Consider the following 24,525-nt stretch of genomic DNA (forward strand, 5'->3'; position numbering starts at 1 on the left):
GGAGCTAAAGATGTTTACACCCCCATTCATTCTGTCGATTGCCGGCGGCGGCAGCACTTACACGCCGGGTATTGTGAAAAGCCTGATGGTGCGCCTGCAGGATTTCCCGCTGGCCGAAATCCGCCTCTATGACATCGACGAGGCGCGTCAGAACACCATTGCGCCGGTGGTTGAGAAAGTGATTCGCGACCACAGTCAGAGCATCAAATTTACCGTCACCAGTGACCCGGAAGTGGCCTTCAGCGGCGCGCATTTCGTTTTCGCCCAGATGCGCGTCGGCCAGTACAAAATGCGCGAGCAGGATGAGAAGATCCCGCTGCGTCACGGCGTGGTCGGCCAGGAGACCTGCGGCCCCGGCGGGCTGGCCTACGGACTGCGCACGATCCTGCCAATGGTCGAGCTTATCGATCTGGTGGATCGCTACGCGCATGAGAAAGCCTGGATCGTGAACTACTCCAACCCGGCGGCGATCGTCGCGGAGGGTGTGCGACGCCTGCGACCAAATGCTCGCGTGCTGAACATCTGCGATATGCCGGTCGCGGCGATGCGTAATATGGGGGCCATTCTGGGTGTCGATCGTCGCAAACTGGAGGTGGACTACTTTGGCCTGAACCACTTCGGCTGGTTTACCCGCGTGCTGGTGGACGGCGAGGACAAATTACCGGAGCTGCGTAAACATATCGCGAAGTTTGGCCTGCTGACGGAAGATGCCGCAAAAACCGATCCGCAGCACTCGGATCCTTCGTGGGTTAAAACCTGGCGCAACATCAAGCCGATTATGGATAACTTCCCGGAGTACCTGCCGAACCCGTACCTGCAGTACTACCTGATGCCGAACCAGATTGTGGAGCATCAGAACCCGGACTATACCCGCGCCAACGAAGTGATGAACGGGCGTGAGAAAAAGCTGTTCGCCGCCGCCGAAGAGTACAAGCGCACCGGGATTTTACCGGATGCCTTCCACGTGGGCGTTCACGGCGAGTTTATCGTCGATGTCGCCTGCTCGCTGGCCTTTAACCTGCGCCAACGCCATCTGGTAATGGTGGAGAACCGCGGGGCGATTACTAATCTGCCATACGATGCGGTGGTGGAAGTACCCGCCTACATCACCTCCGAAGGGCCGGAGCCTGTGCGCGTGGGGCTGGTACCGCTGTTCCACCAGACCCTGCTGCAACAGCAGCTGGCGTCTGAACAGCTGCTGGTAGAGGCGACCATCGAAGGCAGCTATGAGAAAGCGCTTCAGGCGTTCACCCTCAACCGCACCGTGCCCACCATGGAGCACGCAAAAGCGATTCTGGATGAGATGATAGAAGCCAACCGCGACTACTGGCCTGCGCTGCAAAAAGCCTGGCAGGACGGCGAAACGGTGAAAAAATAGGGGCTTGCTCGCGAGTTGAACGTGGTTTGCTTGTCGGTGTCAGAAAAAACACCGACAATCCTTTTTTACGGAAAAGAATGGAGGCAACCCATGTCCACCTCATATTTTGTCGCCGCCGACTGGCTGATTGAGCACGGCGACGATCCGGAAGTCCAGATTATTGACGCGCGTATGGCCCCGCCGGGCCAGGAACATCGTGACGTTCCCGGTGAATACCGCGCAGGGCATCTGCCTGGCGCGGTATTTTTTGATATCGAAGCCCTCTCCGATCATACCTCTCCCCTGCCGCACATGCTGCCGCGCCCGGAAGCGTTTTCCGTGGCGATGCGCGAGCTGGGCGTCAGCAAAGACAAACATCTTGTTGTTTACGATGAAGGCAATCTGTTCTCCGCGCCGCGCGCATGGTGGATGCTGAAACAGTTTGGCGTGGAAAAAGTCTCGATTCTGGCGGGCGGTCTGGCGGGCTGGAAGCGTGACGAGCTGCCGCTCCAGCAGGGCGACGTGACGCTGCCGGAAGGCGAGTTCGACGCGACGTTCGACGCTAACGTGGTGAAGCGCCTGACCGACGTACTGGTCGCGAGCCATGAAAAGACGGCGCAAATCGTCGATGCGCGCCCTGCACCACGCTTTAACGCTGAAGCGGATGAACCACGTCCAGGGCTGAGACGAGGCCATATTCCAGGTGCGCTGAACGTGCCGTGGGGCGACCTGGTGTTTGAGGGCGAACTGAAAACTACCGACGAGCTGCGTGCCATTTTTGACCGCGCGGGCGTGGATTTACATCGCCCGATTATTGCCAGCTGCGGCTCCGGCGTGACGGCCTGCGTGGTGATCCTGGCGCTTGCCACCCTCGGCGTCAACGACGTTACGCTCTACGATGGCGCCTGGAGCGAATGGGGGGCGCGTGACGATCTGCCAGTTGAACCGGCGAAATAATGGATAACCGCCTGGCCACGCTGTTAACGCGCGGGGCGTCGCTGACCCGCGCGGAGTATCGCGTCCTCGCCCACCTGACGGAGCATCCGCTGCTGGTGGGCAACATCACGGTGCGCGAACTGGCGCAGGCGACGTTTGTTTCTACCGCCACCATTATGCGGCTGTGTCAGAAGCTAGGGTTTAGCGGCTTTAGCGAGTTTATCTGGCACTGCAAGCAGCTGCTCTCCGACACGCCGCATATTGCCGCTCAGGCGCAATCTCTTCCTGAGCTCCCGGCGCTGTTTAATCAGTTTATCGCTAACTATCAGCACACCTTCCAGTGGATCACGCAGGAGAAGCGCCAGCAGTTCGCCGACCTGCTGCGGCAGAAAGAAAGCTTTTTCCTCTACGGGGCCGGGTTTTCCTATCTCTTTGCCGAATACCTGACCAAGAAGCTGCAGGTGCTGGGCAAAACGGCGTTCATCTCCGGGCCGGGGGACAGCCGAAACATTTTTCTCAGCAACGCCGCGCGTTATCAGGTATTTATTGCCGTCTCCCGCAGCGGCGAAACGGAACAGGTGCTGGATAAGGCGCGGATTGCCAAAAACGTCGGCATGACGGTCGTCGCCTTTACCCGCGCCTCGGCCAATACGCTGGCGGGGATGGCGGACGCGCACTTTGCACTGTATGACGAAGCGGTGCACTTCGCCGCCGAAGCCGCGGGCGTGACGTCGTTTGAGTCGAATCTGGTGCTGCTGATGGATTTACTGCTGCTGGAGGCAACGGGGTGACATTCACCCCGCCGTAATCAGATGATGCGGTTGGTCTTGAGATCGCGCAGGAAGCCGCCCCAGCGACGCTCGTAGAACGGCGTGATATGCTCGGTGATGAAGTGGCTGATGCCCTTCTCACCTTTCGTCACCTGACAGATATCGATCGGCTCATCGCCCGGCAGCGTGTCGGTGGCCACGCTTCCCGCCGCCTGAATGATGTCGTCGATATCGCCGTCGGCTTCAATCCCAATCAGCAGAACAGGCTTTTCGTCAGCGCTCTCTTTGATAGAGCAGAGGAACGCGCGCCTGACGGGCTTGAGCGTTTTGAACAGCGTCGTCAGCGAATCGATCATCTGCGCAGGCGGCTCGGCCACCTCAGACAGCAGCAGCGTTTCGCCCCCTTCCAGCACCTCCTGGGTGCTAAGCGGGTTACCCTCTTCACCAATCAGGTGGCTGATCTCACGCGGGGTGAACTCTTTCCCGGTTGGCAGCTTAGCGTTAAGGAACAGCGTCTGGCCCAGCGTCATTTCGAACAGCGTGCGCACCGGCATTACCACGAACGCCTGTTCATCTTCTACCGCTTCCTGCAACGCTTCCAATGAAGTGAAGAACGGGATCACCGACGTGCCGTCATCTTTCTCCCAGTGCAGCAGATCCAGCGCGCTGTCTTCCACTACCTGCTCACCTTCCGCCGCGGTGCCCGGCACCCAGACGGTGGATTCCAGTAGCGTGCGGAAAAATGCCGGACGATGGGCGGGCTCGGTCGCCGCCTGTTCCAGCAGGGTTTCTAATTCGTTTTTGGTATCTGACATAGTTTGGCTACTTCAATAAACGCCGGGTGGCACTTTGCTTACCCGGCCTACAAAACCACAGGCCCGTGCAAGCGCAGCGCCGCCGGGCAAAAAAGATCACTCAGCCGTCAGCAGGTTCGCCACGGTACGCACGCCCAGACCGGTCGCCCCCGCGGACCACTGCTCAACTGCCGCTTTACGGTAGGTTGCGGAGCAGTCGATGTGCAGCCAGCCTTCGTGATAGTTCTCAACGAAGTGCGACAGGAAGCCTGCTGCGGTACTTGCCCCCGCCGGGTACGCCGCGCTCGCGGTGTTATTCAGCTCGGCAAAGTTAGACGGCAGCTGGCTGCGGTGGAACTCGGCCAGCGGCAGACGCCAGAACGGTTCGTTTTCCGCAGCCGCGCTTGCCAGCAGGCGAGCGGCCAGCTTGTCGTCAAAGCTGAACAGCGCGTGGTAGTCGTTGCCCAGGGCGGTTTTCGCCGCGCCGGTCAGGGTCGCCATGTCGATAATCAGCTCTGGCTTCTGGGCAGAGGCGTCGATGAGGCCATCGGCCAGCACCAGACGGCCTTCGGCATCGGTGTTCATCACTTCGACATTTTTACCGTTGCGGTAGCGAATGATGTCGCCCAGCTTGAAGGCGTTGCCGCTCACCATGTTGTCCGCGCAGCACAGGTAGAGCTTCACGCGCTTGTTCAGACCGCGGGTGATGGCGAATGCCAGCGCGCCGGTGATGGTTGCCGCGCCGCCCATGTCGGACTTCATGGAATCCATGAACGCGCTCTGCTTCAGGCTGTAGCCGCCGGTGTCGAAGGTGATACCTTTACCGACCAGGCAGGCAAAGACAGGCGCTTCTTTATCGCCGGTTGGGTTGTAATCCAGCGCCAGCAGGACCGGAGGACGTTCGGAGCCGCGGCCCACGGTATGAATGCCCATGTAGTTCTGCTCGCGCAGATCTTCACCTTTGGTGATGCGGTAGGACATCTTATCCCCCGCCACGCCGCACAGCAGGTCAACCGCACGCTGCGCCAGTTGCTCAGGGCCTAACTCCTCCGCCGGGGCGTTGATGGTGTCGCGCACCCAGTCGATAATTTTCAGGCGGCTTTCCAGCTCTTTCTGACCGGCTTCGTCGAGGTTCGCCCACTCAATTTTGCGGGTGCCTTTCGGGCCTTTGTAGCCCGCCCAGAACGCCCAGCTGCGGTCAGTATCCCAACCTTCGCCTTCCAGCGAGACATGCTTAATGCCCAGGCCGTCAATTTTACGCGCGGCGCGCTGGATCAGACCTAAATCATCTTTGCCCGTCAGGTGCAGGGTGATACCGTCGTTGTTGATGCTGTAGCTGGCTTTCTCGCCCCAGCGCGCGTCGGCGGGCTGCGTAGAGAGCGTAATCTTCATCGCTTCGGTCATTTTATTTATCCTTATTAGCAAACGGGCCGCCTGAAGGCAGCCCGTTAAGTGATTTACTCTGCTTCATCTAACCAGACTAACAGAATCGCCTCCAGAATTTTTTCATTGGATGCGTTTGGATCGTCGTCGAAATCCTCTAAATCGCAGATCCACTGGTGCATGTCGGTGAATCGTACGGTTTTGGGATCGAGATCCGGGTTCGCGTCGTAGAGCGCTTCGCCGATTTCACGGCTGTCTGTCCACTTCAGTCCCATATTAATGCTCGCGTGCGTGGTTGATGGTGTAGCGTGGGAATTCCACGACCAGATCTTCATCGGTCACCGCGGCCTGGCAGCTCAGGCGGCTGTCTGGCTCCAGACCCCATGCTTTATCCAGCATGTCGTCTTCGTCTTCGGTGCTCTCGGCGAGGGAGTCAAAACCTTCACGCACGATGCAGTGGCAGGTGGTGCAGGCACAGGATTTTTCACAGGCGTGTTCCACTTCGATACCTGCACGCAGGGCAACATCGAGAATGGTTTCACCGGTCTTCGCTTCCAGAACAGCGCCATCCGGACAGAGGTCCGCATGAGGCAAAATAACAATCTTTGGCATATTAAACCTCGTCCACGGACTGGCCTTTCAGCGCGACGCGGACAGATTTGTCCATGCGGCGAGCAGCGAAGTCCTGGGTTTGTTTATCAACGTTTTTAATGGCTTCTTCTATTGCGTCAGCGTCATTGCCTTCGGCGACTGCGCGTAAGCGCGCGGCAGCCTCGTCAATCACCTGACGCTCGGCGGCGCTTAACAGCGCGGCATCGGCAGCGAGCGCCCCGTTCAGACTTTCCAGCACACGTGCGGCTTCAACTTTCTGTTCAGCCAGCATACGCGCCTTCACATCCTGCTCGGCGTAGCTCATTGAATCCTGGATCATGGAGGCGATTTCGCCATCGGTCAGGCCGTAGGACGGCTTCACCTGGATGGATGATTCCACGCCGGTGGATTTTTCCATCGCCGTCACGCTCAGCAGGCCGTCCGCATCTACCTGGAAGGTCACGCGGATATGCGCCCCGCCAGCAGGCAGCGCCGGGATGCCGCGCAGCGCAAAGCGCGCCAGAGAGCGGCAGTCCTGCACCAGTTCGCGCTCGCCCTGCATCACGTGGATGGACATCGCGGTCTGGCCGTCTTTGAAGGTGGTGAACTCCTGCGCACGCGCCACCGGAATGGTGGTGTTACGCGGGATCACTTTCTCCACCAGGCCGCCCATGGTTTCTAAACCGAGAGACAGCGGGATGACGTCCAGCAGCAGCATTTCACTGTCCGGCTTGTTGCCAACCAGAATATCGGCCTGGATAGCGGCGCCGACGGCAACCACTTTGTCCGGGTCGATGGAGGTCAGCGGCGTGCGGCCAAAGAATTCGCCCACGCGCTCGCGCACCAGCGGCACGCGCGTTGAGCCGCCCACCATGACCACTTCCAGCACCTCGTCAGCCTCCACGCCCGCATCCTTCAATGCGCGACGGCAGGCCAGCAGGGTGCGTTTAACCAGAGGCGCAATCAGCTCGCTGAACTGGTCGCGGGTGATTTCCACCTGCCAGCCTGCAACATTAACGCTGACCGACTGCGCATCGCTCAGCGCAATTTTGGCGTCGATGGCTGCATCCAGCAGTTCGCGCTGAACGCGCGCATCGCTGCGATCGCTGATGCCCGCCTGATCGCGGATGTAGTCCGCCAGCAGATGGTCAAAATCATCGCCGCCGAGCGCGGAATCCCCGCCGGTCGCCAGCACTTCAAATACCCCGCGGCTCAGGCGCAGGATAGAAATATCAAAGGTGCCGCCGCCCAGATCGTAGACCGCAATTACCCCTTCCTGACCGGAGTCGAGGCCGTAGGCAATCGCCGCCGCCGTCGGTTCGTTCAGCAGGCGCAGCACGTGCAGGCCCGCCAGACGCGCGGCGTCTTTGGTGCCCTGACGCTGTGCGTCGTCAAAATAGGCCGGAACGGTGATCACTACGCCGTCCAGATCGCCGCCAAGCGTCGCCGTCGCGCGCGCCGCCAGCGCTTTGAGGATGTCAGCAGACACGCGAATTGGGTTCAGCAGGCCGGCCGCCGTGGCAATCATCGGCAGACCGTTTTCACTGGCCTGCAGCTGATACGGCAGGTGCGGGTAGCGGGTCTGGATATCGGCCAGCGAGCGGCCCATCATGCGCTTTACGGAGCTGATGGTGTTGGCCGGATCGCGCGCGGCGTTGGCGCGGGCGTCATAGCCGACCGCGTGACCCTGCTGCTGGTAGTGGACCACGGAAGGCAGCAGATGGCGGCCCTGCTCGTCGGCCAGCGTTTCCGCCTGGCCGCTGCGCACGGTCGCCACGAGGGAATTGGTGGTGCCCAGGTCAATACCGACCGCCAGACGACGCTGGTGCGGTGCGGCGCTTAAGCCAGGCTCACTAATTTGTAATAAGGCCATAATTGCTTCCGAAATTAAAAATCGAGCAGCTTTTCTTCGAGTTGTTCAGCGCTGCTTCGCAGTTTATCGAGAAAACGGAGTTTGCGCACAGTGTCTGCCGCCACGTCCCAGGTCTCGTTGTTCAGTTGCTCCACCATCTGCTGATGGCGGGTATCGAACATGCCCTTCACGCGCGTGATAAAACGTTCCAGACGCGCTTCGTCTTTGGCCTGTTCAATCTCATCCAGTTCTTCGCGCAGCTCCAGCTGTTCCATCAGAAACGCGGTGTCGCGCACGGTGTGCTGTTCGCTCGCCAGATCAAAGCCGTGGAGCGAGAGCAGATATTCTGCACGCGCCAGCGGATGGCGCAGCGTCTGCCAGGCCTGGTTGATGGTCGCGGAGTGCGATACCGCAGCCAGCTGCTCTGCCTGCGTCCCGCTGGCGAATTTATCCGGATGATACTGACGCTGCAGATCCTGAAAACGGACCGTCAGTGCCTGAAGATCGATCGGGTATTGAGCGGGTAGTCCGAAGAGAGTGAAGTAATCCATAACAATCTCAGGGGTAGCCTGTTAGAACAAACCCCACGCGCAGCAAAGCCACGGTGGGGTTTCGGATGACGCGCGGTTAAACGTGGAAGCTTTCGCCGCAACCACACTCGTCTTTGACGTTCGGGTTCGTGAATTTGAACCCTTCGTTCAGGCCTTCTTTTACGAAGTCCAGCTGAGTGCCGTTGAGAAATTGCAGGCTTTTGCCATCGACCACCACCTTCACGCCCTTGTCTTCAAACACGGTGTCATCAGACGCCGGCTCGTCAACAAACTCCAGTACGTAAGCCATACCAGAACAGCCGGAGGTACGTACGCCCAGTCGCAGGCCAAAGCCTTTACCACGGTTCGCCAGAAAAGAGCTTACTCGCGCGGCAGCGCTGTCGCTAAGGGTAATCGACATACTCAAACCTCAATTATTTTGCTTCACGTTTGCTTTTGTAATCCGCAATGGCGGCTTTGATCGCGTCTTCTGCCAGAATAGAACAATGAATTTTCACCGGTGGCAGTTCGAGTTCTTCAGCAATATCCGTGTTCTTAATTGCCTGTGCTTCGTCCAGAGACTTGCCCTTCACCCACTCGGTGACCAGGGAGCTGGACGCAATTGCAGAACCGCAGCCGTAGGTCTTGAAGCGCGCATCTTCAATGATACCTTCATTGTTGACTTTAATCTGCAACTTCATCACGTCGCCACACGCTGGCGCGCCAACCATGCCGCTACCGACAGATTCATCGCTGTTGTCAAAAGAGCCAACGTTGCGCGGGTTCTCGTAATGATCGATAACTTTTTCGCTGTATGCCATGATTGAATTCTCCTTATATACCGATTAGTGATGTGACCATTCAATGCTGTTCAGATCCACGCCCTGCTTGAACATTTCCCACAGTGGAGAAAGGTCGCGCAGACGGCCAATGGAGTTACGAACCAGCTTGATGGTGTAGTCAATCTCTTCTTCGGTAGTGAAACGACCTAAAGAGAAACGGATAGAGCTGTGTGCCAGCTCGTCAGTCATACCCAGCGCGCGCAGCACGTAGGATGGCTCCAGGCTTGCAGATGTACAGGCAGAACCGGAAGAAACGGCCAGGTCTTTCAGCGCCATGATCAGCGATTCGCCTTCAACATAGTTGAAGCTGACGTTGAGGATGTTCGGCGCGCCCTGCTCGAGATCGCCGTTCAGATACACTTCTTCCATATCTTTCACGCCGTCCCACAGACGGTTACGCAGCGTGCGCAGGCGCGCCATCTCGGTTTCCATCTCTTCTTTCGCAATGCGGTACGCTTCGCCCATGCCCACGATCTGGTGAACAGGCAGCGTACCGGAACGCATGCCGCGCTCGTGACCGCCGCCGTGCATCTGTGCTTCGATGCGGATACGTGGCTTACGACGAACGTACAGCGCGCCGATCCCTTTCGGGCCATAGATTTTGTGGCCGGAGAAGGACATCAGGTCTACTTTCAGCTGGCTCAGGTCGATAGGCAGTTTGCCCACGCTCTGGGTCGCGTCCACGTGATAGATGATACCGCGCGCGCGGCACATTTCGCCGATGGTGGCGATGTCCTGAACGACGCCGATTTCGTTGTTAACGTGCATGATGGAGACCAGGATGGTGTCGTCACGCATCGCCGCTTCGAGCTCTTTCAGGTCAATAATACCGTTGCTCTGCGGCGCCAGATAGGTCACTTCGAACCCTTCACGCTCCAGCTGGCGGCAGGTGTCCAGCACGGCTTTGTGTTCGGTTTTGCTGGTGATGATGTGCTTGCCTTTTTTCTGATAAAAGTTGGCTGCACCTTTGATCGCCAGGTTGTCGGATTCGGTCGCACCGGAGGTGAAAACAATCTCACGCGGGTCGGCACCCACCAGGTCAGCAATCTGATTACGGGCGATATCCACCGCCTCTTCAGCATGCCAGCCAAAACGGTGTGAACGGGAAGCTGGGTTACCAAAGTTTCCGTCCAGGGTCAGACACTGCATCATTTTCTCGGCAACACGCGGGTCCACCGGCGTGGTTGCGGAGTAGTCGAGATAAATCGGTAATTTCATTGCTCTATAAACTCCGTACATCGCTTCAATGCAAGGAATCAGGCAACCGGCTGGATGTACGACCGAGTACGCGGGGTGTGACCACCCCGGCCTGATTCTGAAATACTTATCGTTTTATTACGCGCGTAATTTGACGTCGATAGCGTCCTGCGCGCGAGTGCTGCGTTGTGAATCATGGCTGTGCTGACGACCTGATACGTCCAGAACTTCCTGGTTATTGACCAGTTCACCGAGGGTGATGTTGTTCAGGAAGCCGGTCAGACGGTCGCTCAGATCGCGCCACAGCGCGTGGGTCAGGCACTTATCGCCGCCCTGGCAGCCGCCTTTACCCTGGCAACGGGTTGCGTCAACGGATTCATCCACCGCGCTAATCACTTCGCCAACCGCAATACTGCCCGCGTCTTTACCCAGCAGATAACCGCCGCCCGGGCCACGAACGCTGGACACCAGTCCATTTTTACGCAGTCTGGAGAACAGCTGTTCCAGGTAAGAGAGGGAGATCCCTTGTCGTTCAGAAATATCAGCCAACGGAACCGGGCCCGCTTCGGAGTTGAGCGCAACGTCCAGCATCGCGGTCACGGCATAACGCCCTTTAGATGTCAGTCTCATGTCTTACTTAACCTCAAACTCGCCCCTGCCCGGGGTTTTTTATTGTAAAATGGGGGTATTGCATAGCAGGGCCAAGTCTGACATTCCTGACTAAAATGGTCAACTATTTACTTGACTGTTTTAGTCAGGTATTTAACCTTCTGTGCCTTCATAATATAGGTGCGGCCTGATGCCCTCACCCCAACCCTCTCCCACGGGGAGAGGGGGAAATCGGCACTACTCTTTATTCTTCTGCTCAATCGACGCCAGAATCCCGCGCAGGATGTTCAGCTCCTGGCTTTCCGGACGCGCGCGGGTAAACATGCGGCGCAGCTTATTCATCACCTGGCCAGGGTGGCCTTCACGGATGAAGCCGGTAGCGAGCAGCGTCTGCTCCAGGTGACCGTAGAAACGCTCAAGGTCGTCCACCAGCGGGTAGGCCGTCTCTTCTTTCGGTTCTGCCTGCTTCTCCTGCGTCGCCAGCCACGCCATACGCACCTCGTAGGCGATTACCTGCACCGCCATCGCCAGGTTCAGCGAGCTGTATTCCGGGTTGGCGGCAATCGCCACGTGGTAGTGGCACTTCTGCAGTTCGTCGTTGGTCAGGCCAACGCGCTCGCGGCCAAACACCAGCGCAACCGGCGCCTGCTCTGCTTCTGAGACGCTTTTCAGGCCGCATTCGCGCGGATCCAGCATCGGCCACGGCAGCGTGCGTGAGCGCGCGCTGGTGCCCACCACCAGGCTGCAACCGGCCAGCGCTTCGTCGAGGGTATCAACGATCTGCGCATTACCGATAACGTCGCTGGCCCCTGCCGCCAGGGCGATAGCCTGAGAGTCTGGTTTCACCAGCGGATTAACCAGCCACAGGTTCGTTAAGCCCATGGTTTTCATAGCGCGGGCCACAGAGCCCATGTTGCCGGTGTGCGATGTTTCGACCAGCACGATTCGAATGTTTTGCAGCATAATTTTTAGATGTCTGGGTTCAGTGTCTGAAGAATATTCGGGCATATTATCATAAACGGGAGACATAATCCGATCCCGCTGCTATACTCTGCGCCGATTTTCCTGTTCTTTAACATCCAGTGAGAGAGACCGATGCATCCGATGCTGACCATCGCCGTGCGCGCAGCGCGCAAGGCGGGTAATGTAATTGCCAAACACTACGAAACGCCAGACTCCGTAGAAACCAGCCAGAAAGGCAGCAATGATTTCGTGACTAACGTCGATAAAGCCGCAGAAGCGATTATTATCGAAACGATCCGCAAATCTTACCCGCAGCACACCATCATCACCGAAGAAAGCGGTGAACATGAAGGTACCGATCAGGATGTTCAATGGGTTATCGATCCACTGGATGGCACCACCAACTTCGTTAAACGCCTGCCACACTTCTCTGTGTCAATCGCAGTACGCATTAAAGGCCGTACTGAAGTCGCCGTTGTTTACGATCCAATGCGTAACGAACTGTTCACCGCGACCCGCGGTCAGGGCGCACAGCTGAACGGCTACCGTCTGCGCTGCAGCAATGCACGCGATCTGGACGGCACCATCCTGGCGACCGGCTTCCCGTTCAAGGCGAAGCAGCACGCAACCACCTATATGAATATCCTGGGCAAGCTGTTCACCGAATGCGCGGACTTCCGTCGCACCGGCTCTGCTGCGCTGGATCTGGCCTATGTGGCAACCGGCCGCGTTGACGGTTACTTCGAACTGTCACTGAAGCCGTGGGACTTCGCTGCGGGCGAGCTGATCGCACGTGAAGCAGGCGCGATTGTTTGCGACTTCACCGGCGGCCACAACTACATGACCACCGGCAACATCGTTGCGGGTAACCCACGCGTTGTTAAAGCCATGCTGGCCAACATGCGTGACGAGCTGAGCGATGCGCTGAAGCGTTAATCTCCTCATCTCAGCCCTCTCCCCAAAGGGGAGAGGGTGCTAAACGGCGCCGCGCTCATCCACATCGTTACCGCCGCCACCAGCAGAATCACTCCCCCCGCCAGCGCGAGCGTTGTCCATCCTACCTGTCGCCACAGTACCGGCGTTTTATTGCCACTGAGTTTTACCGCAAGCTGACGGAAGCTGTGAACCAGTAACGCCAAAGACGAAATGGTGAGAGAGGTTCCTGCCGCCATTGCCAGCGCCGAGAGCATGCCCCAGCCGAACACGCCAATCACTTTACTGAACAGCAGCACCATGATTGCCCCCGAACACGGGCGCATCCCCATAGAGAGAACTATCATCAGCCGCGCGCGCCAGTCGTCACCGCTCTGTAATTGTTCCTGCGTCGGCAGATGCTGATGCCCGCAGCCGCAGTGCTCATCATGCACGTGGTGCGGCGTAAAAGTTTTGAATTTGGGCTTTTGCAGCAGCGCGCGCAGCTTTTTCAGCGCCCGCCAGCAGAGGATCAGCCCCAGCACGCCGACCAGCGCATAGCTGCCCTTCTCCAGCCAGAAGCTGCTCAGGTGCAGCTGGCGCGCGGGAAGCTGTAATAGCGAAAGCACAACCACCACCAGCGCAATCGCCACGCCCCCCTGAAGCAGCGAAGAGACCAGCGTCAGGCCAATGCTTGATTTCAGCTTCGACGGATGGGTAGCAAGCCAGGTGGTGATGACGATTTTGCCGTGCCCCGGCCCCAGCGCGTGCAGCACGCCATAGATAAAGCTGAACGCCAGCAGAGAACCGCCCGCTTTGGTCGGGTTCTCCGCCACCGCCTTCAGCAGCCCGCTCATCTGCTGGTTGACCTCACGCTGCCAGATGATGCTTTTCATCATCACCTGCGGCCAGGCTTGCCACAGCCAGAGCGAACCGCAAACGGCGAGCAGTAGAAAAAGCGCCAGCGGCCAGAGGTGCAGCCAGCGGCGCGGCTTTCGTACCGGAGAGGAGATCACTGACATTGTAACGTTACCTTCTGCGCAAACTGTTTACCCAGTTCCATGTCCTCCGGTGGGGCATCCTCTTTATCAAGAGAGACAGCAAAATTCAGCGTCTCTTCACTGGGCTTCGGGGTGTGAACCGTAATGTTGCAGGTTTTTTGCAACGACGCAGGAAGCTGCACGTCGCTGTCCTCGGCGTAGCTCATATCGACGTAGTACGTTGGGTCAAAGGTGGAAAACGTATAGGGTTGTCCTGCCAGCGGCTGCGGGTGCGCCAGTGGAAGCACGAACGTCAGCACCGCCTGATGTCCGTCGCGGGACATGCCGTATTCTGTCGGGCGATTGAGGAACTTCACCTTTTGTCCGTTATGCCAGAACTCGGTGAAGTAGTGCTGCCCGAGCACGTTGGCCATCACTTCTGCCGCCAGCTTTTTCCAGATTTCGTCGCCGGGCTTCGCGTTACCCGCATCATAAAGCAGATCCGCCGAGGTGATTTCATCCATCGTCCAGCGCATTTTCAGGCCGCTCAGCTGCGTGCCGTCGGTGACCAGCTCGGTTTTCAGGCTGATAAAACTGTGAGGATGTGCGCTGGCGGTAAAGGTGATAACCGCCAAAAATAACGCCATCGCATTTTGTTTAACTGTCTGCATCAATTCCTCACGTCAAAAATTCTGTGATGTTCCCCAGCAATCCTGAGTGAAAGGCCTGCCGGCGCGCTTTTCAGCGCCCATCCTTTAGCTATTCTTATCAAACATTCACACTGGATACCCGACAGATGATGACGACGCTTGAAATTCCATCTGTGCTTTCCAGTTCGCAGCGCCGCTGCCAGGTGCTTTTGATGCTTTACCTGCCCGATGCTGCCGTCACCGCACAGAGCATAATCGCTGCCAATGGCGTGGACGAGGTCATGGCACGGCAAGATATAGCCGAGACGCGCGATGAAATCCAGCGCTATCACCGGCTGGATATCGTCACGCACCATGACGGCAGCTACCGAATTGAAGGCACTGCCCTGAATCAGCGTTTATGTCTGCTGCACTGGCTGCGCAGGGCGCTCCGCCTTTGTCCGCAGTTTGTCTCGCACCAGTTCACCCCAGCCTTAAAAACCGCGCTTAAACAGCACGGCATCGCGCGGCCGCTTTACGACGATGCTAATCTGCGGGCGCTGATCGGCTTCTGCTCACGCAAGCTGCAGCGTCAGTTTGAATGCCGGGACGTCCAGTTCTTACAGCTCTACTTGCAATACTGCCTCATCCAGCACCACTTAGGGAATACGCCGCAGTTTTCCCACGCGCAGCGCAGCTGGACCCAGTCGCGGGGAGAGTATTTTACGGCGCAGGAGATTGTTCGTCACTGGAAGCGGCGCGTGCCGCAGGGCGCGCACGTGGACGAGCAGCTGTTTCTGGCGCTGCTGTTTATGATGCTCCGCACGCCCGATCCGGTGCTCGATAAACACCAGCAGGATCAGCGCCTGCGCCGCGCCATTGTGCGCATGGTGGCCCGTTTCCGCTCTCAGACCGGGATGAACTTCAGCGATGAGCAGGGGCTGACCGATCAGCTGTATATCCATCTGGCTCAGGCGCTGGACCGCTCGCTGTTTGAGATCGGCATCGACAATAGCCTGCCCGAGGAAATTCACCGTCTCTATCCCCGGCTGTTACGCACCACCAAAGAGGCACTCTTTGAGCTGGAAGCCGAATTTGGGCTGCGGTTCTCCGATGAAGAGATGGCGCTGGTAGCGGTTATTTTCGGCGCCTGGCTGATGCAGGAGACCGATCTGCATGAAAAACAGGTAGTGCTGCTGACCGGGGAGGATAAATCCTGTGAGGAGGTGATTGAACAGCAGCTGCGCGAATTAACCCTGCTGCCGCTCAACATTCGCTATCTGACGCTGCAGGCGTTCCAGAAAGAGGGGGCACCGCGCGAAGCCGCGCTGGTTATCACCCCCTATCCTACCGTGCTGCCGCTGTTCTCGCCGCCGCTGATCCACGCGGTTGAATCACTTAACACGCAGCAGCAGGAACATATTCGCGCCATGCTGGAATCGTAGCTACGCCCGTGCGGCCACTTTCGGTCGAACAAACATCGCCGGGAGCGCCACCAGCGCCATGACCCAGAACACGCCGTGTCCCAGATGCTGATACAGAAAACCCGCAAAGACCGTCATCACCGCAATGCTGCCGCCCATCGCCACCGCAGAGTAGACCGCCTGCAGACGGATCACGTCCCCGCCCTCGCGCGCCGCGATATAGCGCATCGCCGCCAGGTGGCACACGGTGAAGGTGCCGCAGTGAAGGATCTGCGCCATAATCAGCCACGGCAGTTCGGTCGTCCAGCCCATAATCCCCCAGCGCGCCACGCCGCAGACCGCGGAAAGCAGCAGCAGATCGCGCGCGCCGAAGCGGCGGAACAGCTTTTTGCTCAGGGCGAAAATAATGACTTCTGCCACCACCCCCAGCGACCACAGGTAACCGACCGCAGAGGCCGAGTAGCCCGCCCCCTGCCAGTAGATGGCGCTGAAGCCATAGTACGCCGCATGCGCCCCCTGAAGCAGACAGACGCACGCCAGAAAACGCCAGCTCTGGGCCACCAGGCTCCGCCAGGCGGGCCAGCCGGCGCTCTCCTGATGGCGACTCTCCCCTTGCGGCATCACCGACGGGCGCAGCAGCATGCCCAGCAGCATCGAGGCAATACCGATACTCAGCAGCGCCAGAATCGCGCGGTAGTCATAAAGGCTGACCAGTTTCCCCACCAACGCCGAGCCGATCACAAACGCAATCGAGCCCCACAGGCGCACGCGACCATAGTCCATGGTGATCTGCTTTTGCCAGGTGTTCGCCAGCGCATCCGTCAGGGGTACCAGCGGGGAGAAGAACAGATTAAAGCCAACCATCACCACCATCAGCCAGGCAAACTGATGGCTGACCCAGAAGCAGGCCGCGAAGACCAGCGTCAGCAGGGCCAGAATGCGCACCGCTTTAATCAGTAAGGAGGGATCGCTGACGCGGGGGGCAATCAGCAGGCTTCCGAGGAAACGCGCCACCAGCCCCGCGCCCAGCAGAATGCCGATGGTTTCTGGCGTCAAACCAATTCCCTTGAGCCAGACGCTCCAGAAAGGCAGAAAAATACCGTAGCTAAAGAAGTAGGTGAAGTAGCTGAGCGCCAGCCAGCGCGTGGAATGCAAGACCATGAATCCCTCCCGAAATGGAGGCGATAGTCTGGCGTTTATCCTGCACTTTAGCAAGTCGTTAGCGCGCTATAAATTAACGATAAATTAACGTCCTGGACAGCCGGTCGGCGTATGGCGTGAGCGGCAAAATTGTATTACGTTTAAAAGACATCGCCTGAAGAGGTCGTTTGCCATGAACAGCTTACGTTATTTCGATTTCGGCTCCTCACGCTCCTTCCTGCTATTGATTGCCCGTATTGCCATCGTTGTCCTGTTTATTATTTTTGGCTATCCCAAGCTGACGGGGTTTAGCGGCACCGTTCAGTATATGACGTCGCTCGGCGCCCCCATGCCGATGCTGGCGGCCATTATCGCCGTAGTAATGGAGGTTCCCGCCGCGATCCTGATCGTGCTCGGCTTTTTCACCCGCCCCATCGCGGTGCTCTTTGTCTTCTATACGCTGGGCACGGCGATTATCGGTCACCACTACTGGGATATGACCGGAGATGCGGTTGTGCCGAATATGATTAATTTCTACAAGAACGTCAGTATTGCTGGCGCGTTTATTTTGCTGGCGATTGTGGGACCGGGGGCCATTTCCCTGGACCGGCGTTAAGCCATAAAAAAAGGCCGCAAGCGCGGCCTTTTTTATTTCTGCAAAGCAGAGGAATTATGCGTATACCGGGAAGCGTGCGCAGATATCCAGAACTTTACCTTTGACGCGCTCGATAACCGCTTCGTCATTGATGTTGTCCAGAACGTCACACATCCAGCCAGCTAGCTCTTTCACTTCCGCTTCTTTAAAGCCGCGACGCGTCACGGCCGGAGAACCGATACGGATACCGGAGGTCACGAACGGGCTCTTCGGATCGTTTGGCACGCTGTTTTTGTTCACGGTGATGTTGGCGCGGCCCAGGGCAGCGTCAGCTTCTTTACCGGTCAGGTTCTTATCAACCAGGTCCAGCAGGAACAGGTGGTTTTCAGTCCCGCCGGATACCACTTTGTAGCCACGGTTCAGGAACACTTCCACCATCGCTTTGGCGTTCTTAGCAACTTGCTGCTGATACACCTTGAACTCTGGCTCCATCGCTTCTTTCAGCGCGACCGCTTTTGCGGCGATAACGTGCATCAGCGGGCCGCCCTGCGCGCTTGGGAACACGGCAGAGTTCAGTTTTTTGTACAGCTCTTCGTCACCGCCTTTCGCCAGGATCAGGCCACCGCGTGGACCCGCCAGGGTTTTGTGGGTGGTGGTGGTCACAACGTGAGCGTGAGGAACCGGGTTCGGGTAAACGCCTGCGGCAATAAGGCCCGCAACGTGCGCCATGTCAACGAACAGGTACGCGCCGATGCTGTCTGCGATTTCACGCATTTTTGCCCAGTCAACGATACCGGAGTAAGCAGAGAAGCCACCGATGATCATCTTCGGCTTGTGCTCTTTGGCCTGCTTAGCCATGTCTTCGTAGTCAATTTTACCGGACTCATCAATACCGTAAGGAATGATGTTGTACAGTTTGCCGGAGAAGTTAACCGGGGAGCCGTGAGTCAGGTGGCCGCCCTGCGCCAGGTTCATACCCAGAACGGTATCGCCCGGCTGCAGCAGCGCGGTGTAAACTGCGAAGTTAGCCTGAGAGCCGGAGTGCGGCTGGACGTTCGCGTAGTCAGCGCCGAAGAGTGCTTTCGCACGGTCGATAGCCAGCTGCTCAACGATATCAACGTACTCGCAACCGCCGTAGTAGCGCTTGCCCGGGTAACCTTCAGCGTATTTGTTGGTCAGCTGAGAGCCCTGCGCCTGCATTACGCGCGGGCTGGTGTAGTTTTCGGAGGCGATCAGTTCGATGTGCTCTTCCTGACGTACTTTTTCCTGCTCCATAGCCTGCCACAGTTCGGCATCATAATCGGCAATGTTCATTTCACGCTTTAACATCCGCATCTCCTGACTCAGCTAACAAGTAAATTTTGGCCTGAAAAGGCAGTCCTGTTGGACGACGGGCAACAGTATAACTGAATAGTTCTGTGATAACAGGTCTTGACAAACGATTTTACGCAAACGTTTTCCTTCACGCCACGCAAGGGTTTGAGGAATAAAGATCTCACTATTTCCAGCGGATTTCTTTTCAGGTTTGTGATGCGTATTTTTCATCTTGCAAAGAACCATTTACAAAGCATGGGTATTTTTTATAAGATGTATTTAAAATACATCATTAGGTAATATCAGAAGGAAGCTGCCATGCTCGACGCTCAAACCATCGCTACCGTTAAAGCCACCATTCCCCTGCTGGTGGAAACCGGCCCTAAACTTACCGCCCATTTCTACGATCGCATGTTCACGCACAATCCGGAGCTCAAAGAGATTTTCAATATGAGCAACCAGCGTAACGGCGATCAGCGTGAAGCGCTTTTCAACGCCATCGCGGCCTACGCCAGCAATATCGAAAACCTGGCGGCGTTGCTGCCTGCGGTGGAAAAAATCGCCCAGAAGCACACCAGCTTCCAGATCCAACCCGAGCAGTACAACATCGTCGGCACTCACCTGCTGGCAACGCTGGACGAAATGTTCAGCCCGGGCCAGGAGGTGCTGGACGCCTGGGGTAAAGCCTACGGCGTGCTGGCAAACGTGTTTATCAACCGTGAAGCGCAGATCTACAGCGAAAACGCCAGCAAGAACGGCGGCTGGGAAGGAACGCGCGCCTTCCGTATCGTCGAGAAAACGCCGCGCAGCGCGCTTATCACCAGTTTTGAATTTGAGCCGGTTGACGGCCAGCCGGTGGCCGATTACCAGCCGGGCCAGTATCTGGGCGTATGGCTGAAGCCTGAAGGCTTCCCGCATCAGGAGATCCGCCAGTACTCTCTGACCCGCAAACCAAACGGCAAAGGCTACCGCATTGCGGTGAAGCGCGAGGACGGCGGTCAGGTATCCAACTGGCTGCATAACGAAGCGAGCGTGGGCGACGTGGTTCATCTGGCCGCGCCGGCGGGCGACTTCTTTATGGCCATTGAAACCAATACCCCGGTCACGCTGATCTCCGCGGGCGTGGGCCAAACGCCAATGCTGGCGATGCTGGATACGCTGGCGAAAGCAAACCACAGCGCGCAGGTTAACTGGTTCCACGCAGCGGAGAACGGCGACGTGCACGCCTTTGCGGATGAAGTGAAAGCGCTGGGAGCGACCCTGCCGCGTTTCACCGCGCATACCTGGTATCGCCTGCCGACGGAGGCAGACCGCACTGCCGCACGCTTTGACAGCGAAGGACTGATGAATTTAAGCCAGATGGAAGGGGCGTTTAGCGCGCCGGAAATGCAGTTCTACGTCTGTGGACCGGTGGCGTTTATGCAGTATGCCGCGAAGCAGCTGGTTGAGCTGGGCGTGAATAAAGACAACATTCATTACGAATGTTTCGGGCCGCATAAGGTGCTGTAACGCAAAAAGCCCCTCGTTCGAGGGGCTTTTTTTTCGCCGGGTGGCGAATGGTTAAATCGCGGCGTCGTCTTCTTCGCCGGTACGGATACGGATCACGCGCGCCACGTCAAAGACGAAGATTTTCCCGTCGCCAATTTTGCCCGTCTGCGCCGTGCGGATAATGGTATCCACGCAGGTATCGACGATATCGTCGCTGACCACGATTTCAATTTTCACTTTCGGCAGAAAGTCGACCATGTACTCTGCGCCACGATAAAGCTCGGTGTGGCCCTTCTGACGACCAAAACCTTTCACTTCCGTCACGGTCATCCCGGTGATGCCTACTTCCGCCAGCGCTTCACGTACATCATCCAGTTTGAAAGGTTTAATAATCGCATCAATCTTTTTCATGGTGGGTCCTTAAACTCTTGCCTGTAAGCTGCCTCGTAATCGATTGCTCACAGTACCATACGGCATTACTCTTTAAAATCGTTTGCTTCCAGCTCGTGGCGTGAGAGCAGCTTATAGAACTCGGTGCGGTTGCGTCCGGCCATCCGCGCCGCGTGGGTCACGTTGCCTTTGGTTATCTGCAGCAGCTTGCGCAGATAGTTCAGCTCGAACTGGTTACGCGCTTCCGCAAACGTCGGCAAGGCCGTGTTCTCCCCTTCCAGCGCCTGCTCCACCAGCGCGTCGCTGATAACGGGCGAGGACGTCAGCGCCACGCACTGCTCAATCACGTTCACCAGTTGGCGCACGTTACCCGGCCAACTGGCGGCCATCAGCCGTTTCATCGCATCAGTCGAAAAGGCGCGCACGAACGGTTTATGCCGATCTGCCGCCTGGCGCAGGAGGTGATTCGCCAGCAGCGGAATATCTTCCGCACGCTCCGCCAGCGCCGGGATCTTCAGGTTCACCACGTTCAGACGGTAGTAGAGATCTTCACGGAACTCGTTGCGGGCCATCACTTTGGGCAAGTCGCGGTGGGTAGCGGAAATGATTCGCACGTTAATATCAATATCGCGGTTGCTACCCAACGGGCGCACTTTGCGCTCCTGAAGTACGCGCAACAGTTTGACCTGCAGCGGCGCAGGCATGTCGCCAATTTCGTCGAGGAACAGCGTGCCGCCTTCCGCGGCCTGGAACAGCCCTTCCCGGCTGCTTACCGCGCCGGTAAATGCGCCGCGGGCATGGCCAAAAAGTTCAGACTCAAGAAGCTGCTCTGGCAGGGCACCGCAGTTAATGGCGATAAAGGCATTTTTACTGCGCGGGCTGGCGTTGTGGATCGCCTGCGCCAGGATCTCTTTCCCGGTTCCGCTCTGGCCGTTAATCAACACGCTGACGTCTGACTGTGCGACCATTCGCGCCTGCTCAAGCAGACGCAGCATTATCGGGCTGCGGGTGACGATAGATTCACGCCATGCGTCGTCTCCGGAGGGCGCGGCGTGCTCCAGCGCGCTGTCGATAGCTTTGTAGAGCGCGTCTTTATCTACCGGCTTGGTGAGGAAGCTGAACACGCCCTGCTGGGTTGCGGCGACGGCATCCGGGATTGACCCGTGCGCCGTCAGGATAATGACCGGCATGCCAGGCTGCTGCTTCTGGATTTCGGCGAACAGCTGCATGCCATCCATTTCGTCCATCCGCAGGTCGCTGATCACCAGGTCAATCTTTTCGCGGCTGAGGACTTTAAGCCCCTCCTGCCCGCTTTCCGCGGTCACCACGGTGTAGCCTTCACTGACCAGACGCATCCCCAGCAGCTTTAACAGGCCGGGATCGTCATCCACCAGTAAAAGATGGGCTGGTTTACGGCTCGTCATGCTTCACATCCTCTTGTTTCGGCATATCGCTGTCCGGTGCAGTAGATGAACTACCAGGCTGATATTTACGCGACGAGAGCTGTCTTTCGATATCGGTCAGGTTTTCCAGCTTTCGCGTCGTGGTATCCAGCTGAGTACGTAAATGCTGTTGCTGTTGGCGCAGCGTATCCAGCTCGCTGTCGGTTGACTGCTGTAGCTTGCTGTAGCGGGAGCGCTCTTCAGACAGCTGCAGCTGTAACGTCTGCCCATCCCGCCAGAGCTGGTATACCGGGCGCACCTGTGCGGGAAGATTGATCACAAACGTGTCCAGACGGGTCACGTTGGCCCGACGTTCAACGGGGGTAATTTTCGCATCGGCCAGTAAAATCCCACGCTTGAAAGCGTCCTGCCAGGTGTCCTCATCCAGCATCGCCGCCTTCATGCGGGCGTCTACCGGCGCAAGCCGCTGGGCGCAATCTATTCCGCGCAGCCAGAACAGCGGATTATTTTCGACATCATGCCCTGACAGATTCCAGATATCCTCACAGCGGGTAGAGAGGAAATCCGCCAGCTGGTTATCGGGCCATTTGTCTTCCTGTTTACCGCTTATCGCACTTTGCGGCGCATGGGAAACGCACCCCGCCAGAACTAAACAGGGCAGACTCAGGCGACCCGCTTTGCTGGAAAACACCGCGCGTATGGCGCGGAAAAAGACGTGTGACATACTCACCAGATATAGATTCATTTTATTAATTTTTCCGGCTCAGGGGCAGTTCAATACGGAAGCAAACATCTGAACGTTCGTCCGTGGCAATGTTTAGCTCACCCTGCATGCGTCGTATGCAGTCCCGGGCAATGCTTAATCCCAGACCGCTTCCTTTTACCGCGCCTTTCCGCTGATGACTCCCCTGGAAAAAGGGTTCGAAGATCATGGTTTTTTCGTCATCGGGGATCGGGGTGCCGGTGTTTGCGACGTCAATAAACACCCGGGAGCCCTTCGTATAACTTCGGATATAAATGTTACCGGATTCAGTACCATAGTGCACCGCATTGGAATAAAGATTATCCAGAACGCTCATTAATAGCATGGGTTCAGCCAGGCAGGTCTGCGCATTCAGCTCCACCCCGGTATGCATCATTTTAGCTCTTGCCGGCAAGCTATGGGCGGAGATCACCATATCCACCAGTGGCTCAATCTCCACCTCTTCCAGTACCACCGTCCCGTCAGCCAGCTTGCGGTTGTAATCCAGAAGCTGCTCGATCAGCTTTTGCAGGTTGCGGCTGCTGGCGTCCAGAATTTCGACAATCTCTTTCTGCTCCGGCGTAAGTGGCCCTGCCACCTCGTCCGCCAGCAGCTCCGTTCCTTCACGCATGCTGGCCAGCGGGGTTTTCAGCTCATGGGAAATATGGCGAAGGAACTGATGACGCTGGGATTCCAGCCACGCCAGGCGCTCGGATAGCCAGATAATGCGCTGACCGACGGATCGCAGCTCGCGCGGGCCTTTAAAGGCAACCGTATCCCCGAGCGATTTCCCCTCCCCCAGGCGGTTGATCATACGCTGAATACCCTTTACCGGGCCGATGATCATGCGGGTAAAGAGCAGCACCAGCCCGAGGCTCACCAGGAACAGCACCAGCGCCTGCCAGCCAAAGAACTGGCCGCGCTCGGCAATCTCCTGCTGCAACTGCTGGCCGCGAGAGAAAATGACCGTGCGCGTTGACTGCACCATTTCGGTATTGGCGGCGGCGAATGCCTCAAGGCGCGCGGCGGCAGCCGCATCCGGGCCGCTGTTCTGGCACTGCAGCTGCGCGAGATCGTTCAGATCCTGACGTAACGCCTGATACAGCCTGTCGTCCGGCAGCACGCCCGCGTGGGCATCCAGCATTTCGCTGTAGCGCTTGCGCTGGCTCTGGTACACCTTCTCCAGCGTCCGATCGTCGAGCACGCAGTACTGACGATAGCTACGCTCCATCTCCAGCGCAGCGTTGGTCATCGCTTCACTGCGTCTGGCATCGATAAGCGTGGTGCGGTTCGTCAGCGCCGCCTGGGCACTCAGTGCGTTGAGGCTCTGCCATGCCTGCCAGGCGAGGATCAGCAGCGGCAGCAGGATCAGCAGAAAGGCCATCATCACGAGCTGTCGCAGGGAGCGGGGAAAAACGGGCCAGCGTTTCAACGCATTACTCTCTTCATGGGGGTTTACGGAGAGCGTAACTGAGTCTGCCCTTCAGATACAACAAAGCCGGGTAAAAACCCGGCTTTGTTATGGAATAAGGCGGTGCCTAACTCGACGTTTCGCCCTGGCCTGATAAAGCATCGCTATGATCAGTAGTTGGACGGCAGGCACCTTTTTGTGCGTCATTCGAAGTTTATGTAGCACGTCCCGAAGGGGCTGACATAAGAAGGTGAATGAGCCACTGGTTAATAT

The 24,525-nt window shown here is 57.6% G+C and carries 26 protein-coding genes; 7 read left to right on the top strand and 19 right to left on the bottom strand.

The annotated features are described in order from the left end of the window. Positions 1–10: 10 nt before the first annotated feature. The 3 genes from IM284_RS08930 (at position 11) to IM284_RS08940 (ending at position 3,084) form a co-directional block, all read left to right on the top strand. The gene (locus tag IM284_RS08930) at positions 11–1,378 is read left to right on the top strand and encodes a 6-phospho-alpha-glucosidase (protein WP_041908712.1); all 1,368 of its coding nucleotides are present in this window, start codon (positions 11–13) and stop codon (positions 1,376–1,378) included. 90 nt (positions 1,379–1,468) lie between these two features. Beyond that, a complete protein-coding gene (gene sseA, locus IM284_RS08935) occupies positions 1,469–2,314 on the top strand; it encodes a 3-mercaptopyruvate sulfurtransferase (RefSeq protein WP_028014070.1) in 846 nt (281 codons plus the stop codon). After that, complete coding sequence (locus IM284_RS08940) at positions 2,314–3,084, top strand: MurR/RpiR family transcriptional regulator (protein ID WP_047368101.1); 771 nt, start codon at positions 2,314–2,316, stop codon at positions 3,082–3,084. The genes sseA and IM284_RS08940 overlap by 1 nt, the downstream gene beginning before the upstream one ends. A 17-nt stretch (positions 3,085–3,101) precedes the next feature. Here the strand turns inward: IM284_RS08940 and sseB are convergent, their stop codons facing one another. The 11 genes from sseB to trmJ all read right to left on the bottom strand — a co-directional run bounded on the left by sseB (position 3,102) and on the right by trmJ (position 11,824). Next, positions 3,102–3,878 carry an enhanced serine sensitivity protein SseB gene (sseB, locus tag IM284_RS08945; RefSeq protein WP_047368102.1) on the bottom strand — a complete coding sequence of 259 codons (777 nt, stop codon included), beginning with the start codon at positions 3,876–3,878 and terminating at the stop codon, positions 3,102–3,104. Between the two features lie 96 nt (positions 3,879–3,974). Further along, complete coding sequence (gene pepB, locus IM284_RS08950) at positions 3,975–5,261, bottom strand: aminopeptidase PepB (protein WP_047368103.1); 1,287 nt, start codon at positions 5,259–5,261, stop codon at positions 3,975–3,977. 53 nt (positions 5,262–5,314) lie between these two features. Then, complete coding sequence (gene iscX, locus IM284_RS08955; protein ID WP_003860650.1) at positions 5,315–5,515, bottom strand: Fe-S cluster assembly protein IscX; 201 nt, start codon at positions 5,513–5,515, stop codon at positions 5,315–5,317. 1 nt (position 5,516) lies between these two features. Then, positions 5,517–5,852 (bottom strand): ISC system 2Fe-2S type ferredoxin, encoded by a 336-nt coding sequence (gene fdx / locus IM284_RS08960; RefSeq protein ID WP_003860652.1) that lies wholly within the window; start codon positions 5,850–5,852, stop codon positions 5,517–5,519. 1 nt (position 5,853) lies between these two features. Further along, positions 5,854–7,704 (bottom strand): Fe-S protein assembly chaperone HscA, encoded by a 1,851-nt coding sequence (hscA, locus tag IM284_RS08965; protein ID WP_047368104.1) that lies wholly within the window; start codon positions 7,702–7,704, stop codon positions 5,854–5,856. A 14-nt stretch (positions 7,705–7,718) separates the two neighbouring features. After that, positions 7,719–8,234, bottom strand: a complete 516-nt coding sequence (hscB, locus tag IM284_RS08970) for a co-chaperone HscB (protein ID WP_045260178.1) — start codon at positions 8,232–8,234, stop codon at positions 7,719–7,721. A 76-nt stretch (positions 8,235–8,310) separates the two neighbouring features. Further along, positions 8,311–8,634, bottom strand: coding sequence for an iron-sulfur cluster assembly protein IscA (gene iscA, locus IM284_RS08975; RefSeq protein WP_003860659.1), 324 nt, complete (start codon positions 8,632–8,634; stop codon positions 8,311–8,313). A 13-nt stretch (positions 8,635–8,647) separates the two neighbouring features. Next, positions 8,648–9,034, bottom strand: a complete 387-nt coding sequence (gene iscU / locus IM284_RS08980; protein WP_003860661.1) for a Fe-S cluster assembly scaffold IscU — start codon at positions 9,032–9,034, stop codon at positions 8,648–8,650. A 24-nt stretch (positions 9,035–9,058) separates the two neighbouring features. Continuing rightward, positions 9,059–10,273 (bottom strand): cysteine desulfurase, encoded by a 1,215-nt coding sequence (iscS, locus tag IM284_RS08985; protein WP_003860663.1) that lies wholly within the window; start codon positions 10,271–10,273, stop codon positions 9,059–9,061. A gap of 117 nt (positions 10,274–10,390) precedes the next feature. Next, positions 10,391–10,882 carry a Fe-S cluster assembly transcriptional regulator IscR gene (iscR, locus tag IM284_RS08990; protein ID WP_008502158.1) on the bottom strand — a complete coding sequence of 164 codons (492 nt, stop codon included), beginning with the start codon at positions 10,880–10,882 and terminating at the stop codon, positions 10,391–10,393. A gap of 216 nt (positions 10,883–11,098) precedes the next feature. Beyond that, a complete protein-coding gene (gene trmJ, locus IM284_RS08995) occupies positions 11,099–11,824 on the bottom strand; it encodes a tRNA (cytosine(32)/uridine(32)-2'-O)-methyltransferase TrmJ (protein ID WP_028014076.1) in 726 nt (241 codons plus the stop codon). Between the two features lie 132 nt (positions 11,825–11,956). Here trmJ and suhB point away from each other — a divergent pair, with 132 nt between their 5' ends. Beyond that, entirely contained in the window at positions 11,957–12,760 is an 804-nt protein-coding gene (gene suhB / locus IM284_RS09000) for an inositol-1-monophosphatase (RefSeq protein WP_028014077.1), read from the top strand. Between the two features lie 5 nt (positions 12,761–12,765). Here the strand turns inward: suhB and IM284_RS09005 are convergent, their stop codons facing one another. Further along, positions 12,766–13,758 (bottom strand): nickel/cobalt transporter, encoded by a 993-nt coding sequence (locus IM284_RS09005; RefSeq protein ID WP_047368105.1) that lies wholly within the window; start codon positions 13,756–13,758, stop codon positions 12,766–12,768. Continuing rightward, positions 13,749–14,387: a DUF1007 family protein gene (locus tag IM284_RS09010; protein WP_193055774.1), complete on the bottom strand. Its 639-nt coding sequence runs from the start codon at positions 14,385–14,387 to the stop codon at positions 13,749–13,751. The genes IM284_RS09005 and IM284_RS09010 overlap by 10 nt, the downstream gene beginning before the upstream one ends. A 125-nt stretch (positions 14,388–14,512) precedes the next feature. Here IM284_RS09010 and csiE point away from each other — a divergent pair, with 125 nt between their 5' ends. Beyond that, on the top strand, positions 14,513–15,790 hold the full coding sequence (gene csiE / locus IM284_RS09015; RefSeq protein ID WP_045260175.1) for a stationary phase inducible protein CsiE: 1,278 nt from the start codon (positions 14,513–14,515) through the stop codon (positions 15,788–15,790). Here csiE and IM284_RS09020 read toward each other — a convergent pair whose 3' ends face one another. Beyond that, complete coding sequence (locus tag IM284_RS09020; RefSeq protein ID WP_028014081.1) at positions 15,791–16,930, bottom strand: 3-phenylpropionate MFS transporter; 1,140 nt, start codon at positions 16,928–16,930, stop codon at positions 15,791–15,793. A gap of 172 nt (positions 16,931–17,102) precedes the next feature. Between IM284_RS09020 and IM284_RS09025 the strand changes: the two genes are divergently transcribed. Then, positions 17,103–17,525 (top strand): DoxX family protein, encoded by a 423-nt coding sequence (locus IM284_RS09025; RefSeq protein WP_047368106.1) that lies wholly within the window; start codon positions 17,103–17,105, stop codon positions 17,523–17,525. A 54-nt stretch (positions 17,526–17,579) separates the two neighbouring features. On the opposite strand, the gene glyA is transcribed toward IM284_RS09025, so the two are convergent. Continuing rightward, positions 17,580–18,833, bottom strand: coding sequence for a serine hydroxymethyltransferase (gene glyA / locus IM284_RS09030; RefSeq protein WP_025757663.1), 1,254 nt, complete (start codon positions 18,831–18,833; stop codon positions 17,580–17,582). A gap of 303 nt (positions 18,834–19,136) precedes the next feature. On the opposite strand from glyA, the gene hmpA reads away from it, so the two are divergent. Beyond that, positions 19,137–20,327 carry an NO-inducible flavohemoprotein gene (gene hmpA / locus IM284_RS09035; protein ID WP_041908691.1) on the top strand — a complete coding sequence of 397 codons (1,191 nt, stop codon included), beginning with the start codon at positions 19,137–19,139 and terminating at the stop codon, positions 20,325–20,327. A gap of 51 nt (positions 20,328–20,378) precedes the next feature. Here the strand turns inward: hmpA and glnB are convergent, their stop codons facing one another. The 4 genes from glnB to qseE form a co-directional block, all read right to left on the bottom strand. Further along, positions 20,379–20,717, bottom strand: coding sequence for a nitrogen regulatory protein P-II (gene glnB / locus IM284_RS09040; RefSeq protein WP_003860685.1), 339 nt, complete (start codon positions 20,715–20,717; stop codon positions 20,379–20,381). A gap of 65 nt (positions 20,718–20,782) precedes the next feature. Beyond that, the gene (gene glrR, locus IM284_RS09045; protein WP_028014084.1) at positions 20,783–22,120 is read right to left on the bottom strand and encodes a two-component system response regulator GlrR; all 1,338 of its coding nucleotides are present in this window, start codon (positions 22,118–22,120) and stop codon (positions 20,783–20,785) included. Beyond that, a complete protein-coding gene (gene qseG, locus IM284_RS09050) occupies positions 22,107–22,844 on the bottom strand; it encodes a two-component system QseEF-associated lipoprotein QseG (protein WP_047368107.1) in 738 nt (245 codons plus the stop codon). Before qseG ends, glrR begins: the two co-directional genes overlap by 14 nt. A 4-nt stretch (positions 22,845–22,848) precedes the next feature. Beyond that, a complete protein-coding gene (gene qseE / locus IM284_RS09055) occupies positions 22,849–24,273 on the bottom strand; it encodes a two component system sensor histidine kinase QseE/GlrK (RefSeq protein ID WP_120247354.1) in 1,425 nt (474 codons plus the stop codon). Positions 24,274–24,525: the final 252 nt, after the last annotated feature.

It is taken from the genome of Enterobacter cloacae complex sp. P12RS (genome assembly GCF_014895875.1).
In the GTDB taxonomy this organism is placed as follows: Bacteria; Pseudomonadota; Gammaproteobacteria; order Enterobacterales; family Enterobacteriaceae; genus Enterobacter; species Enterobacter bugandensis.